Raw genomic sequence first — 18543 nt, forward strand, 5'->3', positions numbered from 1 at the left:
TAGGCTTGCCAGACCGTACCCGGACACCGGTCGCAGGAGGCGCATCATGACGGACACCCGTGAGTCCTCGTCGCAGGGTGCGTCCACGCCCGGCGCGAGCCGTCCCGGGTCCGCGCCGCGGCCCTCCAGTCCGCTGAACGCGACGACCACCGGCAACCTCGGTTCCCTGCGGTCGCTGCTGCCGCGCCTCTTCTCGCGGGCGCAGCCCGCAGGGGCGGTCGACACGCTCATCCGTACCGTCCGGTCGCACCACCCGAAGGCCGACGTCACGCTCATCGAGCGGGCGTACTCGGTGGCCGAACGCGCCCACGACGGCCAGAAGCGGAAGTCCGGCGAGCCGTACATCACCCACCCGGTCGCGGTCGCGCAGATCCTCGCCGACCTCGGGATCGGCACGATCACGATCGCCGCGGCGCTCCTGCACGACACGGTCGAGGACACCGACTACCAGCTCGACCAGCTGCGCGCGGACTTCGGCGACGAGATCGCGATGCTCGTCGACGGTGTCACCAAGCTCGACAAGGTCAAGTACGGCGACAGCGCGCAGGCCGAGACCGTCCGCAAGATGGTCATCGCGATGTCGAAGGACATCCGCGTCCTCGTCATCAAGCTCGCCGACCGCCTGCACAACGCGCGCACCTGGGGTTTCGTGGAGTCCGCGTCCGCGTCGCGCAAGGCCAAGGAGACGCTCGAGATCTACGCGCCCCTGGCGCACCGGCTCGGCATCCAGATGATCAAGCTGGAGCTCGAGGACCTGTCGTTCGCGGTCCTGCACCCGAAGCTGTACGTCGAGATCGACAGCCTGGTCAAGGAACGGCAGCCGAAGCGCGAGCAGTTCGTGCAGAACGTGATCGGCACGCTCAAGAAGGACCTGAAGGCCGCGAAGGTCCGCGGCGAGGTCATGGGCAGGCCGAAGCAGTACTACTCGATCTACCAGAAGATGATCGTGCGCGGGCGCGAGTTCGACGAGATCTACGACCTGGTCGGCATCCGCGTGCTCGTGCCGACCGTCCGCGACTGCTACGCGATGCTCGGCTCCGTGCACGCCCGGTGGACCCCGCTGCCCGGTCGCTTCAAGGACTACATCGCGACGCCGAAGTTCAACCTGTACCAGTCCCTGCACACGACGGTGCTCGGACCGCAGGGCCGTGCCGTGGAGATCCAGATCCGCACGCACGAGATGCACCAGCGTGCCGAGTTCGGTGTCGCGGCGCACTGGAAGTACAAGCAGCGTGCCCAGGGACGGGACGTCGACGCCTCCTCGACCACCGACGACCAGGACATGGCGTGGCTCGCCCACATCACCGACTGGCAGGCCGAGACGAGCGATCCGGGCGAGTTCCTCGACTCGCTCCGCTACGAGATCGGCGCCAAGGAGACGTACGTCTTCACCCCGCAGGGCAAGGTCATCGGCCTGCCCGCCGGTGCGACCCCGGTCGACTTCGCCTACGCGGTCCACACCGAGATCGGGCACCGCACGATGGGTGCCAAGGTGAACGGGCGCCTCGTCCCGCTCGAGAGCACGCTGTCGAGCGGTGACGTCGTCGAGATCTTCACCTCGAAGAACCCGGACTCCGGCCCGAGCCAGGACTGGCTGACGTTCGTCCGCAGCCCCCGTGCCCGCAACAAGATCAAGCAGTGGTTCACCAAGGAACGCCGCGAAGAGGCCATCGAGCAGGGCCGTGACGCGATCGCCCGGGCGATGCGCAAGCAGAACCTCCCGCTGCAGCGCATCATGAGCCAGGACTCCATCGCCGAGGTCGCCTCGTCGATGCGGTACGACGACGTCTCCGCGCTCTACGCGGCGGTGGGCGAGGGCCACGTGTCCACGCAGTCCGTCATCGAGAAGGTGCTCGGCAACGTGCAGACCGAGGCCGAGACGGACGAGCCCGAGCTCGCCTTCCCGCGACAGGTCACGAGCCGCCAGCTCCGGAACAGCGACAGCGGTGTGCTCGTCCGCGGCGCGCCCGACATCCTGGTGAAGCTCGCGAAGTGCTGCACGCCGGTGCCCGGCGACCAGATCGTGGGCTTCATCACCCGCGGTCAGGGCGTCTCCGTGCACCAGGCGTCGTGCACGAACGTGAAGTCACTGATGAACGAGCCGGACCGGATGATCGAGGTCGAGTGGGCCCCGTCGTCGAAGTCGGTGTTCCTCGTGCAGATCCAGATCGAGGCGCTCGACCGCTCCGGGCTGCTCAGCGACGTCACGCGCGTCCTGACCGACCACCACGTGAACATCCTGTCCGCGACGGTGTCGACGTCCTCGGACCGCCTGGCGCTCAGCCGGTTCGTGTTCGAGATGGGCGACACGACGCACCTCGACCGGGTGCTGAACGCCGTGCGGCGGATCGACGCGGTCTACGACGTGTACCGGGTCAGCGCGGGCTGACCCCGGCCGGCGCCTGATCGGGTGTCGCGGCGATCGCCTGGTCGAGACGCCGGGCCGCCTGCCGCACCATGGGGATCGTCCCGAGCGCTGCCAGGCGGCGCCGGACCTCGCCGACCCGCACCACCCCGATCGCCACGAGGCCGCGCAGGGCATCGTGCGCGGACGCGTCGAACGCGCCGGGCGCGCGGAGCAGGTCCACCGCGGTGCGCTCCGGCGAGGTCACCCGGATCGGGCCCACCAGCACGGTGTCCTCGGCGGGGAGCCGGACCTCGCGCAGCCGCACGTCGGGATCGACACGGATGCGGACGGTCGGCGGGACACTCACCTCGACCGGCGAGGGTGGGCGCGACGTCGCACCCCAGATCCAGGCAGCGGACCGCCCGCTCGCCACCACACGCTCGTCGGGCACGCGCCACGCGTGCGCGGCGGCGCGGAGGGCGGGCGTCTGCGGTTCCGCGGGGGAGGCCCAGCACCACCCGACGGGGACGAGCTCGCCGGCGAGCACCGCAGCGCGGAGCTCCGTCTCCGGCCAGTCGTCGCTGGTCAGCAGGCGGGGCGTCGGCACCCGCTCATCCTGCCGGACGGACGACCACCGCGGTCGGCCCTGTGGAGAGGACGTCGGCCTCGGCGCTGCGTGCGTAGCCGTGATCGAGACCGCGACCGCGGCCCCGCGCCCAGTACGAGCGCGCGCCCGTGAACGGGCACGTGTGTCCGGGTGCCCTGGTGCCCGCGTCGCGTCAGCGCAGCACGTCTGCGCGGTGGACGAGCGCTGCCGCCCCGATGAGCGGCCCGTCCTGGGACAGCGCGGTCGGCACGATCCGGACCTTCGTCACGAAGCCGAACTCGACCCGCTCGGCCACCGCCTCGCGGGCGTACTCGAACAGGTCCGGCGTCACGTGCGAGAAGCCGCCGCCGATCGCCACGACCTCGAGGTCCACCAGGCTGGTCGCCGCCGCGACGGCCTGTCCGAGCGCCCGCCCGCTCCGCCGGACCGCCGCCACCGCGATCTCGTCGCCGGCCGCGTACGCGGCGGAGAGCTCCTCGCCGGTGCTCCCGGCGAAGCCCTGTCGCTGCGCCCAGGCGACGGTCTTCGGCCCGCTGGCGACCGCCTCGAGGCAGCCGGTACCGCCGCAGGCGCACGGGTCGTCGAAGCCGCCGCACTCGACGTGGCCGATGTGTCCGGCGTTGCCGGTGGGTCCGCTCACCGTGCGCCCGTGCAGGATGAGTCCGCCGCCGACGCCCGTCGACACGATCATCCCCATGACGTGGTCCGAGCCCTGCGCCGCACCGACCCAGTGCTCGGCCAGGGTGATCGCGAGCCCGTCCATCCGGAGCGTCACCGGCACCCCCTCGGGGACCAGGGCCGCGACCCGGTCGCGGAGCGGCCACCCGCGCCACACCGGCATGTTGAGGGGCGAGACGAGGCCGTGCTCCTCGTCGACCGGACCGGCCGCGCCGACCCCGACGCCGACGAGCCGGGCGTCCGCCGGCAGCGTCGCGAGGGTCGCCGTCACGACCTGGTCGACCGCCGCCTGCAGCTCGTCCGCACTCCGCAGCGGTCCGGTGGGCTGCCGGTGCCGGGTGCCGGGCAGGACGACGCCCTGGTCGGTGACGAGGGCCGCCTCGACCTTGGTGCCGCCGAGATCGACGGCCAGCGCGATCGCGGACGAGGGGGACAGGGGTGCGGTGCTGGACATGCGCGCTCCGATGCGGCGGTCTGGAGGCCCGGCTCACCGTGACGACGTGACCTCGCGTCGCTGCGAGCCGGCCCCGGCGGTGTGGTCGGGTCGGTCGTTGCTGGTCCGGACGTCCGGACGGACCGGGTGGGTCCGGACGGACCGGGTGGGTCCGAAGGGACCGGGTCGGTCCGTCCGGGCCCGGGTGGGGCCGCTCGCGTGCGCGGGCGGCCGAGACGTCAGTAGGAGGAGGTGTCGTCGCCGAGTGCCGACGCGGTTCCGGTGGACGCACGGTGTGCGACCTCGTCGAGGATGCGTGCCGAGGCGCTCGTGCCGATGCGGTCGGCACCCGCGCGGACCATCTCGAGCAGCGTGTCGAGACCGCGGACGCCGCCGGATGCCTTGACACCCGTGTCGGGACCGACGGTGTCCCGCATCAGTCGGATGTGCTCGGCCGTCGCGCCGCCGCCGGCGAACCCGGTCGACGTCTTCACGAAGGCCGCGCCGGCGCGCTGGGCCGCTCGCGATGCGGCGACGATCTCGTCGTCGGTCAGGAACGCGGTCTCGAGGATGACCTTCACCACGGTGTCCCCGGCGGCGTCGACGACCGCACGGACGTCCTGCTCGACCCGGTCCCAGTCACCGGAGCGCGCTGCGCCGACGTTCTGCACCATGTCGAGCTCGAAGGCGCCGTCGGCCAGGGCCTGCAGCGACTCGGCGACCTTCGCGGCGGTGGTCGTGGTGCCGTGCGGGAACCCGATCACGGTGCCGACGCCCACCCCGGTGCCCTGCAGGCGCTCCACGGCGTGCGCGACGTCGCTCGGACGGACGCAGACGCTGAAGACCCGGTGCGCCGCGGCCTCGTCGAGCTGCGCATCGACGTCGGCGCGGGTGAGCTCGGGCTTCAGGATCGCGTGGTCGATGAGGGCGCGCACGGCGTCGGCGCCGAGCTCGTGCTGGTCGGCCCGGTCCTGGTGTGCGGGGATCGCTGCGTTGTCCACCCGGAAAGCCTACCCGGAGGCGACGCGCGTACCGTGCCCTCCATGCAGGTCCTCGTCACCGGTGCGACCGGGTACATCGGCGGACGACTCGTCCCCCGCCTCCTCGAGGCCGGGCACGACGTCCGTGTCTTCGTCCGCACGCCGCGGAAGCTCCAGGACGTGCCCTGGCACGACGACGTCCAGGTCGCCGAGGGCGACCTGCAGGACGCCGAGGCAGTCCGGTCCGCCGTCCAGGGCGTCGAGGCCGTCTACTACCTCGCGCACGCGATGGGTGCCGACGGCGACTTCGAGCAGGCCGAACGGGACGCCGCCGAGACGATGGCGCGCGAGGCCCACGACGCCGGTGTGCGCCGCTTCGTCTACCTGGGCGGACTGCACCCCGACGGCGAGCTGTCGAAGCACCTCCGGAGCCGGAAGGAGGTCGGGGACGTGCTCCTGGCCTCGGGCGTGCCGACGATCGCCTACCAGGCCGGTGTCGTGATCGGCTCGGGGAGCACCTCGTTCGAGATGATCCGCCACGTGACGGACGTCCTGCCCTGGATGCCGGCACCCCGCTGGGTCCGCAACCGCATCCAGCCGATCGCCGTCCGTGACGTCCTCTACTACCTCGTCGAGGCGCTCGGCATCCCCGCCGACGTCAACCGGACGTTCGACATCGGTGGTCCCGACGTCCTCAAGTACGGGCAGATGCTGAACGGCTACGCGGTCGAGGCGAAGCTGCCGCAGCGGCGCTTCACCGTGCTGCCCGTGCTGACCCCGGGTCTCTCCGCACACTGGTTCAACATCGTGACGCCGATCCCGCGGAAGCTCGCGACACCGATCATCGAGTCGCTCCAGTTCGAGTGCGTGCAACGCGAGCACGACATCGACCGGTACGTCCCGCGTCCGGAGGGCGGACTCACCTCCTACCGCCGTGCCGTCCGGCTGGCCCTGACGAAGATGCGGAAGGGCGAGGTGCAGACGAGCTGGCGCAGCGCCACGCTCTCCTCGACCCCGGCGGACCCGCTGCCGAGCGATCCGGAGTGGGCCGGGCACACCGTCTACGTCGACGACCGGAAGCGGCACTCGAGCGCGAGCGCGGACGACGTCTGGGGCGTCGTGGAGTCGATCGGCGGCGAGAACGGCTGGTACTCCTTCCCCCTGGCGTGGGTGGCGCGCGGCTGGATGGACAAGGTCGCCGGCGGGGTCGGCCTGAACCGCGGTCGACGCGACCCCCACCGCCTGGAGCAGGGCGATGCACTCGACTGGTGGCGGGTGGAGCGGCTCGAACGCGGGCGCTACCTGCGGCTCCGCGCCGAGTTCAAGTCGCCGGGACGCGCCTGGCTCGAGATGCGGGTCACCCCGAGCGACGACGGCGGCAGCGACTACCACCAGCGGGCGATCTACTTCCCCCAGGGGCTGCCCGGACGCCTGTACTGGTACGGCATCCTGCCCTTCCACGGCATCATCTTCCCCGGCATGGTCGAACGCATCACGGCGGCGGCCGAGCGCGAGTCGCAGCACACGGAGTCGACGGGGCGGAACTGGACCCAGCAGAATGGGCCGCAGGAACCGGTACACGAGGAGGCAGCATGACCACCGAACACCCCACCGTCCTGTTCCTGGGCGACAGCATCACCGAGCAGGGTTCCTGGGACCAGTGGCTCCCGGGCGAGCGCACGAGCAACCAGGGCGTCGGCGGCGACACCACCGACGGGGTGCTCGCGCGACTCGACGCCGTGATCGTCGAGCAGCCCGAGGTGATCGTGCTGCTCATCGGGACGAACGACTTCGGGAACCACCGGTCGAGCGTCGAGCACGTCGTCCGCGGCGTCGAGTCGATCCTGGTGACGCTCCGCCGCGAGCTCCCCGGCGTCCGTCTGCTGCTCGTGTCGATCCTGCCCCGCCAGGCCGACTGGTGCGCCAAGATCGAGGAGGCGAACCGGCACCTCCGTCAGTTCGTCGCCACCTGCCACGCCCAGTACCTCGACCTCTGGCCGGCCCTCGCGGAGGACGACCACCTCGCCGACCGCTACACCGAGGACGGCCTGCACCTCACCGCCGACGGCTACCGCGCGGTCGTCGACGAGCTCGTCCCGGCGCTCGAGCGCGTCCGCGGGCTGCCGCCGATGTCCCGTCCGATCCAGGCGATCGACCTCGAGGAGGCCGGCGCCTGATGGCACGGAAGGGTCGGCCCCCCGCAGGCTCGTCGCTGCAGGGGGTGCCGACGCACCGCCCCGACGAGCGCCCGGCGACCACCGCGGCGTCGGCCGACGGGATGCCGCCCTTCACGCGCCCGGCACTCGCGCCGTCGCTGCTCGCCGCGGTCGTCCTCATCGCCTTCGTCGCGGTCCTCGACTCCTCGGGCTTCGTCTTCGTCCGGTGGGGCGTGACGGTGCTCGCGCTGATCGTGCTCGTCTTCGCCGTCCGGGGCCGCTCCTGGTGGGCCGTCGCGCTCACGGCCGCGATCGCGGTGTGTTGGAACCCCGTCGTGATCGTGCCGATCCCCGGCCAGGTCTGGGCGGGCCTCCAGCTCGTCGCTGCCGCGGCCTTCATCCTGACCGGCATCGCCGTCAAGGTGCCGCGCGAGACGGACTCGGGGCGCGCCTCCCGACCGTGACCGCGCGGCGCTCGCGCGCGCCCGCCGGACGGTAGGATCGCAGGAGCCGGGCACAGGGCCCGGCTGACGCGATGCGAAGGGCATGGATGAGCCACGAGACCGAGCCGGCGACCGAGAGTCCTCTGCTGAACCCTCGACCGTCCTCCGGCGGTCTCGACCGACCTGACGTCGTCGTCCGCAAGGGACGCCTGACCCTGGTCAACGGGCACCTGACGCCCCAGCAGTCGATGATCGAGGACCTGTTGTTCCTCGACGACGCGCTCACCGCCGGCGACGTCGACCACCTGCTCATCCGCGGCAACGACCGACGTCCGGTCGTCGCGGTCGACGAGCGCGACCGGCAGCGTGCCGAGAGCGCGATCATGGCCGCCGCGGTCAACGAGCCGTTCTACGCGAAGCCGCCGGGACAGCCCGCCGTGCTCGTGCTCGACGATGGTCTCGGATCGGTGGACGAGCCGGTGCTCCGGCTCTTCCGACCCCGGCTCGAGCCGATGGGACGCCTCCGCTACGGCGCCGAGACGAGCGTGCAGCTCGAGTTCTGGCGCGTGACCGACACCGAGGTGCTCGCCCCCGTCGAGAACGCCCTGATGCGCCGCAGTCTCCCCGTCGAGGAGTTCGAGCTCGTCGACATCGAACGCTACGGCCGCACCTGGCGCACCGTCGAGCACATGTTCGACGACCACGTGTCGGACATCCGGTTCCCGATCGACATCGTCTTCTCGTGGGTCGACGGCAACGCGATCGAGTACCAGCGGGCACGTCAGGCCGCGCAGGCGAACGCCGTGCTGGGGGAGGGCGACGACGCTCCGGCGCGCTTCCGACAGATCGACGAGCTGAAGTACGCGCTGCGCTCCGTCCACACCTTCGCGCCGTGGATCCGCCAGATCTACATCGCCACGGACTCGCCGGCGCCCGCGTGGCTCGCCGACCACCCGAAGGTCCGGATCGTCCGGAGCGAGGAGTTCTTCGCAGACCCCTCGGTGCTCCCGACGCACAACTCGCAGGCCGTCGAGTCGCAGCTGCACCACATCCCGGGCATCAGCGAGCACTTCATCTACTCGAACGACGACATGTTCTTCGGGCGGATGGTCGAGCCCTCGGTGTTCTTCAGCCCGGGGTCGGTGTCGAAGTTCATCCTCGCGACCACCCGCATCGGGCTCGGGACGAACAACCCGGCACGGAGCGGGTTCGAGAACTCCGCCCGCGTCAACCGTCGCCTGCTGCAGCAGCGCTTCGGCGCGGTGACCACACGGCACCTCGAGCACGCGCCCACACCGCTGCGCGCCTCGATCATGACCGAGATGGAGCACGAGTTCGCAGACGAGTTCCGCGCGACGATGGCATCGCGGTTCCGCGCGGCCGAGAACATCTCCGTGACGAACTCCCTGTACCACTACTACGCGCTGCTCACCGGTCGGGCGATCGTGCAGGAGAACGCTCCGGTGCGCTACGTCGACACGACCATGCAGTCCGGGCTGAAGGCGCTGGAGGACCTGCTCAAGAAGCGGAACGTCGACTTCTTCTGCCTGAACGACGGGAGCTTCCCGGAGGTCTCCGACGACGAGCGCACCCGGCGCGTGACGGACTTCCTGGAGAAGTACTTCCCGTTCCCGGCGCCGTGGGAGCAGGACGCGCAGTAGCCCCCAGCGGACCGTCCGGCCCGGTCTCCCTCGTCGCGGCGAACGGGCCGATGACGGCACTGTCGGTGCGGCGGGCGGGCCAGCCCTGGCGCCTCCGATCGAGCGGGCCATTCCTGTCGCGCTCAGCGCGCGGGCGCGACGAGCCGTGCCCGCAGGACGACCGGCGCGCGGCATGTCGTGCCCGCTCGGCGGGCAGGAGTGGCCTCAGCGGCGGACGGGGGAGGTGGGCACCGTGTCGAGGGTGAACACCGGGATGCTCGAGGTGACGGGCGCCGGCTCGACGGCCGGTGCGATGGTGATGCCGGCCGCCGCGAGGCGTGCCTCCGTCTGCTCCGACGACACCGGTTCGCCGACCGTGGAGTAGTGGCCGATCGGCACCACCGAGTGCACGACGTTGTTCCCGTACACGTGGACGAGGTTGAACGACTGCGCGCCGTCCTGCCCCCGGGTGCCGCCCTGGTACTCGGTGAGGTCCTGCGTGTAGCAGGTGGCACTCGCGACGGACACGGGCACGCCCGCGAACACGGCGCTCGTCGAGTAGTGCAGGTGTCCGGCGATGATCGAGATGACGTCCGACCCCTCGACCACCTCCGCGAGGGCCGCCTGGTCGCGCAGTTCGACGAGGACGGCGAGGTCCTGCACGCTCGGCACGGGCGGGTGGTGCATGGCGAGGATCGTGCCGTGCGGCGCCGCCTCGGACAGCACCTCGGCGAGCCAGTCGAGCTGCGCGGGGGAGACCTCGCCGTGGTGTGCCCCCGGCACGCTCGTGTCGAGGGTGATCACGCGGAGGCCGTTCACGTCGTAGACGAAGTCGACCGGACGATCGGTCGGCTGCAGCCCGAAGAGCTCCTGGCGGAAGGCCCCGCGCTCGTCGTGGTTCCCCATGGCCCAGATGACCTGCGCGCCGATCCGGCGGGCAGCCGGCTCGACGATGTCGCGGATCCGGACGTAGGCACCGGCTTCGCCCTTGTCGGCGACGTCGCCGGTGACGACGATGGCCTCCGGGTGGGTGCCGGAGGCCTCGATGTCGGCGACGATCGCCGAGAGCCGTGCTGCGGAGTCGACGTCGCCGTAGAGCGCGCCGTCACCCGCCACGAGGTGGGTGTCGCTGAGGTGGAGGAGGAAGTGGTTCGGCCTGGGGTGTTCGGCCGTCCGGCTGTCCATCGGTCTCTCGTTCCGTTGGCGGATGCGTGGTGCAACACGTTGCCACACCGTCGATGACGAGTCCAGCACGCCACTCTGAATGCACGGTGAACCGGGAGTGGCGAGTCTGCACCAGAACAGGCGAACGAACGAGCCCCCCGACCACGGTGTGGTCGAGGGGCTCGTTCGTTCTTGCCGAGGAACCTAGTGGTTGCCTGCGCCCAGCGCGGGAGCCTGGGCCTGGTGGTCGCCCTCCAGCTCCGGGCCGTGGTGCGCGGCGTGCGCTGCCTCGAGCTCGGCCTTCGTGACCGGCGCGATGCGGTCCTCGAAGAAGAAGCGGGACAGGTTCGCACGGACCTTCTGCACACCGGTGATCCGACCCTTGGCGTCCGGACGGACCATGAGCGGCTTGTACTCGTTGAACTGCAGGAGCTTCCAGCGCTCGTACTCGTCGAGCTGCTCGTGCACCTCGATGTACTCGCCGTGCGGGAGCCGGACGATGCGACCCGACTCGTAGCCGTGCAGGACGATCTCGCGGTCCTTCTTCTGCAGCGCCAGGCAGACCCGCTTCGTGATCCAGAAGGCGACGAACGGACCGAGGACCGTCGTGGCCTGGATGACGTGGATCACGTGCTCGATCGACACCATGAAGTGCGTCGCGATGATGTCCGACGAGGCAGCGGCCCAGAGCGACGCGTAGAGCGTGATGCCCGCGGCACCGAAGGCGGTACGGGTCGGAGCGTTGCGCGGACGGTCGGCCAGGTGGTGCTCACGCTTGTCGCCCGTGACCCACGCCTCGAGGAACGGGTAGGCGAACATCGCGATGATGAGCGCCATGAGGACGGCGATCGGGACGAGGATGTTGAACGACACCGTGTAGCCGAACCACACGACCTCCCAGTGCGGCGGCACCAGACGGAGCGCACCGTCCGCGAAGCCGATGTACCAGTCGGGCTGGGTACCGGCGGACACGGGGGAGGGGTCGTACGGGCCGTAGTTCCAGATCGGGTTGATCGTGAACAGCGACGCGATGAGGGCGAGGATGCCCGCGACGATGAAGAAGAAGCCACCGGCCTTCGCGGCGAACGCCGGGAGGATCGGGACGCCGACGACGTTCTCGTTGGTCTTGCCGGGGCCCGCGAACTGCGTGTGCTTGTTGATGACGACGAGCACGAGGTGGACACCGAGCACCGCGACGAGGATCGCCGGGAGCAGCAGGATGTGCAGCGTGTAGAGGCGGCCGACGATGTCGGTGCCCGGGAACTCGCCACCGAACAGCAGGTAGGCGATCCACACGCCGATCACCGGGACGCCCTCGATCATGCCGACGATGATGCGCAGGCCGTTGCCGGAGAGCAGGTCGTCGGGGAGCGAGTAGCCGGTGAAGCCCTCGGCCATGGCCAGGACCCAGAGCACGAAGCCGAAGACCCAGTTGAGCTCACGCGGCTTGCGGAAGGCACCGGTGAAGAACACGCGGGCCATGTGCAGCATCACCGAGGCGACGAACAGCAGGGCGGCCCAGTGGTGGATCTGTCGGACGAACAGACCACCGCGGATGTCGAACGAGATGTTCAGGGTGGACTGCAGCGCGGTCGACATCTCGACGCCCTTGAGCGGGACGTACGAGCCGTTGTAGACGACCTCGGTCATCGACGCCTGGAAGAAGAACGTCAGGAAGGTCCCCGACAGCAGGACGACGACGAAGCTGTACAGCGCGACCTCGCCGAGCATGAAGCTCCAGTGGTCGGGGAAGATCTTGCGCCCGACCTCCTTCACCAGGCCCGAGATGCTCGTGCGCTCGTCGATGTAGTTGGCGGTGGCCCCGATGAGTCGGGACCCGCGCGTCGGCTCGGGCCGTGTGGCCGTGGCCGGCGCGCTCGTGGTGGTGGTGCTGGTCATCAGCGTTCACGCTCCCAGAAGGACGGTCCGACCGGCTCGTGGAAGTCGCTCTGTGCGACCAGGTAGCCGTCGTCGTCGATCGCGATCGGAAGTTGGGGGAGGGGACGTGCAGCCGGGCCGAAGATGACCTCGCAGTTGTTCGAGACGTCGAACGTCGACTGGTGGCACGGGCACAGCAGGTGGTGCGTCTGCTGCTCGTAGAGCGCGACCGGGCACCCGACGTGGGTGCAGATCTTGGAGTAGGCGACGATGCCGTCGTAGCCCCAGTCCTCGTGCCCCGCGGAGGGGTTGAGGTCCTTCGGGTCGAGACGCATGAGGAGGACGGAGGCCTTGGCCTTCTCCTCGAGCATGTGCTCGGAGTCGAGCATGCCGTCCGGGATGACGTGGAAGACCGAACCGATGGTGACGTCCGACGCCTTGATCGGCAGACCCGTCGGGTCCTTCGTCAGGCGCATGCCGGACTTCCAGAAGGTGTGGCGCAGGAGCTCGTTCGGGTCCTCCGCCGGGGCGAAGTCACGGACGAGGACGACACCGGGCAGCGGGAAGGCCACCAGGGCACCGATCATCGAGTTGCGGATCAGCTTGCGACGGCTGAACCCGGACTCCTTGTCGGCGAGCTGGAACGCCTCGACCGCCTTGGCACGGGTCGCGTCGGTGCCACGGGTGCTGTGACGCAGTTCCGTGATCTCGCGGTCCACGACGAGCGACTTCGACCAGTAGACGGCGCCGAGGCCCAGCGCGAGCAGGGCCAGGGCGATCGCCAGACCGAGCCAGAGGTTGCCGGCACGGACCGTGCCGAAGTCCTCGGGGTCGATCGGGAAGGCGATGTACGCGGCGATCGCGAGGACGCTGCCCACGATGGACAGGTAGAAGAACGTGGCGACCTGACGCTCGGCCAGACGCTGCTTCTTCGGGTCGACATCGGTGCGGCGCGCGCGGTGCGGCGGCTCACCCGGGTTCTCGAACGGGTCCGCGGGGACGACCGCGATCCCGGCCGACGTGCTGGTCGCGCCGTGCTTCTCGACAGCCGAGGACGAGTTCACTGCCTCGTCGTCGTGCTCTGCCATGGTGTTCCCTTCAGTGTCGTTCGACACGGACGATCAGTTGGACTTCGCGGTCAGCCAGACGGTCATCGCGACGACCGCGCCGAGTCCGAAGATCCAGATGAACAGACCCTCTGCCACCGGGCCGAGGGAGCCGAGGGCGAACCCGCCCGGCGACTTGTTGTCCTGCACGTACTTGAGGTACGTGATGATGTCGGCCTTCTGCTCCGGCGTCAGGTTGAGGTCGTTGAAGACCGGCATGTTCTGCGGGCCCGTGACCATGGCCTCGTAGATGTGCTTGCCGGAGACCGACTGCAGGTTCGGGGCGTACTTGCCCTCGGTCAGCGCACCACCGGCACCGGCCACGTTGTGGCACATCGCGCAGTTGATGCGGAAGAGCTCGGCACCCTCGGCAGCGTCGCCGCCACCGTTCGTGAGCTCGGAGGAGGGGATCGACGGGCCGGGGCCGAGCGACGCGACGTAGGCGCCCATGGCGTCGATCTGCTCGTCCGTGAACTGGGCGGGCTTCTCCTCGGCCTGGGGGCCCTGCGCGGCCATCGGCATGCGACCGGTCCCGACCTGGAAGTCGACCGACGCGGCGCCGACACCGATGAGGGACGGACCCTCGCCGGTGCCCTGCGCGTCGAGACCGTGGCAGGTGGCGCAGTTCGAGGCGAAGAGCTTCTCGCCCTCGTTGACCTTGGACTGGCTGGACACCGCGGAGGTGGTGCTGTCGTCGGCGTTGGCCGTCGAGCTGAACAGCGCGTACGCACCGCCGGTGGTCATGAGACCGACGACGATGAGCGAGACGGTCGCCATCGGGGAACGGCGGCCCTTCTTGGACTTGCTTCTGGTGAACATGCGGTGGGGGGTGTCCAGTTCCTACTTGAGAAGGTAGATGACAGCGAAGAGGCCGATCCAGACCACGTCGACGAAGTGCCAGTAGTACGACACGACGATCGCGGTGGTCGCCTCCTTGTGCCCGAAGTTCTTGGCGGCGAAGCCGCGGCCGAGGGTCAGGAGGAAGGCGATGAGACCACCCGTGACGTGCAGGCCGTGGAAGCCGGTGGTCATGTAGAACGCGGAGCCGTAGGCGCTCGACGAGAGCGTCACGCCCTCGTGCCAGAGGTTCGCGTACTCGAAGATCTGGCCGCAGACGAAGATCGCGCCCATGCAGTACGTGACGAAGAACCACTCCGTCATGCCCCAGTCCTTCGGGTTCCAGCTCGTGCGGTGCACCTGGAAGCGCTCCGCGGCGAACACCGCGAACTGGCAGGCGAAGCTGGACAGCACCAGGATGATCGTGTTCACCGAGGCGAACGGCACCTCGAGCTTGGCGGTCTCGGTCGCCCAGAGCTCGGGCGAGGTGCTGCGCAGGGTGAAGTAGATCGCGAACAGGCCGGCGAAGAACATGACCTCGCTGCCCAGCCACACGATCGTCCCCACGGCAACGGCGTTCGGCCTGTTCAGGACCGGACCGCTGGCGGATCTGGAGAGAGGGGTGCTAGTCACGTCCTCCATTATGGCCGAAACCACTGACAGTGTTTTCGCAGGACACTGGCGGGTCGTTCGAACTCAGTACGATCGAGCCATGTCCCACGCACTCTCCTGGCCTGCAGTGATCAGCGCGCTCATGGCGCACGAGGACCTCTCGATCAGGCAGTCCACGTGGGCCATGGAGGAGATCGTCCAGGGACGTGCGACCGCCGCACAGATCGCGGCCTTCGCGGTCGCGCTCCGCGCCAAGGGGGAGACCGTCGACGAGGTCGTGGGCTTCCGCGACGCCATCCTCGACGCCGCCGTCCCGCTGGACGTCGACCCGATGGCGCTCGACATCGTGGGCACCGGCGGCGACGTCGTCGGCACCGTCAACGTCTCGACGATGGCCGCGATCGTCATCGCGGCCGCGGGCGTGCCGGTCGTCAAGCACGGCAACCGCGCGAGCTCGTCGAAGTCCGGCTCGAGCGACGTGCTCGCCGCGCTCGGACTCGACCTCACGATGGACGCCGCGCGTGTCGCGGACACCTTCCGGCGTGTCGGTCTGACGTTCGCGTTCGCGAGCGCGTTCCACCCCGGCTTCGCGCACGCGGCACCGGTGCGGCGCGAGATCGGGGTGCCGACGGTCTTCAACTTCCTCGGCCCGCTGGTGAACCCGGCACGGTGCGAGGCGAACGCCGTGGGCGTCGCACAGCTCGAGCTCGTCCCGATCATCACGGGCGTCTTCCAGACCCGTGGCGCGACGGCGCTCGTGTTCCGCGGCGACGACGGCCTCGACGAGCTGACCACGACGGGCCACTCCCACATCTGGGAGGTCACGGGCGGCCGCGTCACCGAGCACGACCTCGACCCGCGCGACCTCGGGATCGCCCGCGCGCGCACCGAGGACCTGCTCGGCGGCGACCCGGAGCACAACGCCGCCGTCGTGCACCGCGTGCTCGCGGGGGAGACCGGTCCGGTCCGCGACATCGTGCTGCTCAACGCCGCCGCCGGCCTGGTGTCCTTCCGCCTCGCCGAGGACCCCGAGCAGGCGGACCGACCGATCCTGCAGCGCTTCCGCGAGCAGCTCGCCGTCGCAGCCGAGGCCGTCGACTCCGGCGCCGCCGCGCGGAAGCTCGCCGACTGGGTCGGCGCCGCGCCGGCGGCCTGAGCAGCCCCGCGCGGGACGCCGGCGTCGGCGCGAGCCGCACCGGAGACGACGAGACGCCCCCGGATCCGGGGGCGTCTCGTCGTGCGGGCGGCGTCCCGTGGCGAGCAGACGGACACGAGGGTCCCGCTCCGGACGCACCACCGCAACGGCCTGGAGGCGCGGCACCGGCCCGTCGGACCGGCACCGCGCCTCCAGGCGGTCACCTCGTCAGCGCGTCAGCGCACGTCCTCGTCGACCCAGTCGAAGGTCTTCGTGACGGCCTTCTTCCACAGGCGGAGCTGGCGGTCGCGCTCGGCGTCGTCGAGCTGCGGTTCCCAGCGCCGGTCCTCCTGCCAGTTGGCGCGGAGCTCGTCGAGGTTCGCCCAGAACCCGACGGCCAGACCGGCGGCGTACGCGGCTCCGAGGGCGGTGGTCTCCGCGACGACCGGACGGACGACCGGCACGTTGAGGATGTCCGCCTGGAACTGCATGAGCGCGTCGTTGGCCGTCATGCCACCGTCGACCTTGAGCTCGGTCAGGTCCACGCCGGAGTCCGCGTTGACGGCGTCGAGGACCTCGCGGGTCTGCAGCGCCGTCGCCTCGAGGGCGGCACGGGCGATGTGCCCCTTGTTGACGTAGCGGGTCAGGCCGACCAGGGCACCGCGGGCATCCGGTCGCCAGTACGGCGCGAACAGGCCCGAGAACGCCGGGACGAAGTACACGCCGCCGTTGTCCTCGACGGTCTTGGCGAGGGCCTCGACCTCCGGGGCGCTGCCGATGATGCCGAGGTTGTCGCGGAGCCACTGGATGAGCGAGCCCGTGACGGCGATCGACCCCTCGAGGGCGTAGTGCGTCTCCTGGTCGCCGAGCTTGTAGCCGACCGTGGTGAGCAGCCCGTTCTCCGACCGGACGATCTCCGTGCCCGTGTTGAAGATGAGGAAGTTTCCGGTGCCGTAGGTGTTCTTCGACTCGCCCTGGTCGAACGCGGCCTGACCGAAGGTCGCGGCCTGCTGGTCGCCGAGGATGCCGGCGATCGGGACCTCGCGCAGCAGGCTCGAGGACTCGACGTGGCCGTAGACCTCGGAGGAGCTGACGATCTCCGGGAGCATCGACTTCGGCACCCCGAAGTCGGCCAGGATGTCGTCGCGCCACTGGAGCGTCTCGAGGTCCATGAACAGCGTGCGGGACGCGTTCGTGACGTCGGTCTTGTGGACGCCGCCGTCGGTGCCACCCGTCAGGTTCCAGAGGACCCAGGTGTCGGTGGTGCCGAAGAGCAGGTCGCCCGCCTCGGCCTTCTCGCGCGCACCCTCGACGTTGTCGAGGATCCAGGCGATCTTGGTGCCGGCGAAGTACGTGGCGAGGGGCAGGCCGACGATCGCCTTGTAGCGGTCGGTGTCACCGTCGGCGAGCTCGTCGACGATCGACTGCGTGCGGGTGTCCTGCCAGACGATGGCGTTGTAGACGGCCTTGCCGGTGTTCTTGTCCCAGACCACGGCGGTCTCGCGCTGGTTGGTGATGCCGACCGCCGCGACGTCGTGGCGGGTGATGTCGGCGCGGGACAGGGCCTGGCCGATGACCTCACGGGTGTTGTCCCAGATCTCCGCCGGGTCGTGCTCGACCCAACCGGCACGCGGGAAGATCTGCTCGTGCTCCTTCTGGCCGACCGACTTGATCGAGCCGGAGTGGTCGAAGACGATGGCGCGCGTCGAGGTCGTGCCCTGGTCGATGGCGACGATGTAGTCGGCCATGGGTTCTCCTTGGGTTGCGTTCGGTGTGGTGGACGGGTGGTCGTCAGGAGACGACGGGGAGCAGGAAGGTCGAGGCACCGGCGGCGAGGGCACCACCGACGAGCGGGCCGACGACCGGGACCCAGGCGTAGGACCAGTCGCTCGAGCCCTTGCCCTTGATCGGCAGGATCGCGTGGGCGATGCGCGGGCCGAGGTCACGGGCGGGGTTGATCGCGTAGCCGGTGGGGCCACCGAGGGAGACGCCGATCGCGATCACGAGGAAGGCGACCGGGACCGCGCCGAGCGCGGCCGGCGTCTGACCGTTGGTGAAGGCGAGCACGACGAAGACGAGCACGAAGGTGCCGATGATCTCGGTGACGACGTTCCAGCCGTAGCTGCGGATGGCTGGGCCGGTGGAGAACACGCCGAGCTTGGCGGCGGCGTCGGGCTCCTCGTCGAAGTGCTGCTTGTAGGCGAGCCACACGATGACGGCACCGATGATCGCGCCGATGAGCTGGGCGATCCAGTAGAGGAACATCTCGCCGACGGTGATCTTGCCCAGCAGGGCGAGGCCGAGGCTCACGGCGGGGTTGAGCTGACCACCGGAGCTGTACGACACAGTGACGCCGGCGAAGACCGCGAAGCCCCAACCGATCGTGACCATGAGGAAGCCGGCGCCGAAGCCCTTGGACTTCGTGAGGGACACGGCGGCGACGACACCGCCACCGAGGATGATGAGCAACGCCGTGCCGACGAGCTCTGACATGAAATTGACGCCGATGCCGTCCATCGGTGACCTC

Annotated in this window: 16 protein-coding genes; 6 read left to right on the forward strand and 10 right to left on the reverse strand. The window is 70.0% G+C overall.

Going from position 1 to position 18543, the window contains the following annotated elements; genetic code table 11:
* The first annotated feature begins 46 nt into the window (after positions 1 to 46).
* Positions 47 to 2389 (forward strand): RelA/SpoT family protein, encoded by a 2343-nt coding sequence (locus NI26_RS08035; RefSeq protein WP_235426327.1) that lies wholly within the window; start codon positions 47 to 49, stop codon positions 2387 to 2389.
* Here NI26_RS08035 and NI26_RS08040 read toward each other — a convergent pair.
* The 3 genes from NI26_RS08040 to deoC all read right to left on the reverse strand — a co-directional run bounded on the left by NI26_RS08040 (position 2376) and on the right by deoC (position 5066).
* A complete protein-coding gene (locus NI26_RS08040; protein WP_066654304.1) occupies positions 2376 to 2954 on the reverse strand; it encodes a type IV toxin-antitoxin system AbiEi family antitoxin in 579 nt (192 codons plus the stop codon). The two genes, NI26_RS08035 and NI26_RS08040, sit on opposite strands and share 14 nt — an antisense overlap.
* A 172-nt stretch (positions 2955 to 3126) precedes the next feature.
* Positions 3127 to 4086, reverse strand: coding sequence for an ROK family protein (locus NI26_RS08045; RefSeq protein WP_066654306.1), 960 nt, complete (start codon positions 4084 to 4086; stop codon positions 3127 to 3129).
* A gap of 218 nt (positions 4087 to 4304) precedes the next feature.
* The gene (gene deoC, locus NI26_RS08050) at positions 4305 to 5066 is read right to left on the reverse strand and encodes a deoxyribose-phosphate aldolase (RefSeq protein ID WP_400338111.1); all 762 of its coding nucleotides are present in this window, start codon (positions 5064 to 5066) and stop codon (positions 4305 to 4307) included.
* A gap of 42 nt (positions 5067 to 5108) precedes the next feature.
* Here deoC and NI26_RS08055 point away from each other — a divergent pair, with 42 nt between their 5' ends.
* From NI26_RS08055 to NI26_RS08070, 4 genes are all read left to right on the forward strand, one after another.
* Positions 5109 to 6641, forward strand: a complete 1533-nt coding sequence (locus tag NI26_RS08055) for an SDR family oxidoreductase (protein ID WP_066654308.1) — start codon at positions 5109 to 5111, stop codon at positions 6639 to 6641.
* Entirely contained in the window at positions 6638 to 7222 is a 585-nt protein-coding gene (locus NI26_RS08060; protein WP_066654309.1) for a GDSL-type esterase/lipase family protein, read from the forward strand. The genes NI26_RS08055 and NI26_RS08060 overlap by 4 nt, the downstream gene beginning before the upstream one ends.
* Positions 7222 to 7665 (forward strand): DUF6804 family protein, encoded by a 444-nt coding sequence (locus NI26_RS08065; RefSeq protein ID WP_235426328.1) that lies wholly within the window; start codon positions 7222 to 7224, stop codon positions 7663 to 7665. The genes NI26_RS08060 and NI26_RS08065 overlap by 1 nt, the downstream gene beginning before the upstream one ends.
* An 86-nt stretch (positions 7666 to 7751) precedes the next feature.
* On the forward strand, positions 7752 to 9305 hold the full coding sequence (locus NI26_RS08070; protein ID WP_081984855.1) for a stealth conserved region 3 domain-containing protein: 1554 nt from the start codon (positions 7752 to 7754) through the stop codon (positions 9303 to 9305).
* 204 nt (positions 9306 to 9509) lie between these two features.
* On the opposite strand, the gene NI26_RS08075 is transcribed toward NI26_RS08070, so the two are convergent.
* The 5 genes from NI26_RS08075 to ctaE form a co-directional block, all read right to left on the reverse strand.
* A complete protein-coding gene (locus NI26_RS08075; protein WP_066654311.1) occupies positions 9510 to 10469 on the reverse strand; it encodes a phosphodiesterase in 960 nt (319 codons plus the stop codon).
* Positions 10470 to 10652: 183 nt separating this feature from the next.
* The gene (gene qcrB / locus NI26_RS08080; RefSeq protein WP_066654312.1) at positions 10653 to 12347 is read right to left on the reverse strand and encodes a cytochrome bc1 complex cytochrome b subunit; all 1695 of its coding nucleotides are present in this window, start codon (positions 12345 to 12347) and stop codon (positions 10653 to 10655) included.
* Positions 12347 to 13414, reverse strand: coding sequence for a cytochrome bc1 complex Rieske iron-sulfur subunit (gene qcrA / locus NI26_RS08085; protein ID WP_066654314.1), 1068 nt, complete (start codon positions 13412 to 13414; stop codon positions 12347 to 12349). Before qcrA ends, qcrB begins: the two co-directional genes overlap by 1 nt.
* A 33-nt stretch (positions 13415 to 13447) precedes the next feature.
* The gene (gene qcrC / locus NI26_RS08090; protein WP_066654316.1) at positions 13448 to 14251 is read right to left on the reverse strand and encodes a cytochrome bc1 complex diheme cytochrome c subunit; all 804 of its coding nucleotides are present in this window, start codon (positions 14249 to 14251) and stop codon (positions 13448 to 13450) included.
* Positions 14252 to 14272: 21 nt separating this feature from the next.
* Entirely contained in the window at positions 14273 to 14911 is a 639-nt protein-coding gene (gene ctaE / locus NI26_RS08095; RefSeq protein ID WP_058727853.1) for an aa3-type cytochrome oxidase subunit III, read from the reverse strand.
* Positions 14912 to 14981: 70 nt separating this feature from the next.
* Between ctaE and trpD the strand changes: the two genes are divergently transcribed.
* Positions 14982 to 16037 (forward strand): anthranilate phosphoribosyltransferase, encoded by a 1056-nt coding sequence (gene trpD / locus NI26_RS08100; protein ID WP_066654317.1) that lies wholly within the window; start codon positions 14982 to 14984, stop codon positions 16035 to 16037.
* A gap of 215 nt (positions 16038 to 16252) precedes the next feature.
* Here trpD and glpK read toward each other — a convergent pair whose 3' ends face one another.
* Positions 16253 to 17764, reverse strand: coding sequence for a glycerol kinase GlpK (glpK, locus tag NI26_RS08105; RefSeq protein WP_066654319.1), 1512 nt, complete (start codon positions 17762 to 17764; stop codon positions 16253 to 16255).
* Between the two features lie 43 nt (positions 17765 to 17807).
* On the reverse strand, positions 17808 to 18533 hold the full coding sequence (locus NI26_RS08110; RefSeq protein ID WP_066654321.1) for an MIP/aquaporin family protein: 726 nt from the start codon (positions 18531 to 18533) through the stop codon (positions 17808 to 17810).
* Positions 18534 to 18543: the final 10 nt, after the last annotated feature.

It is taken from the genome of Curtobacterium sp. MR_MD2014, assembly GCF_000772085.1.
In the GTDB taxonomy this organism is placed as follows: Bacteria; Actinomycetota; Actinomycetes; order Actinomycetales; family Microbacteriaceae; genus Curtobacterium.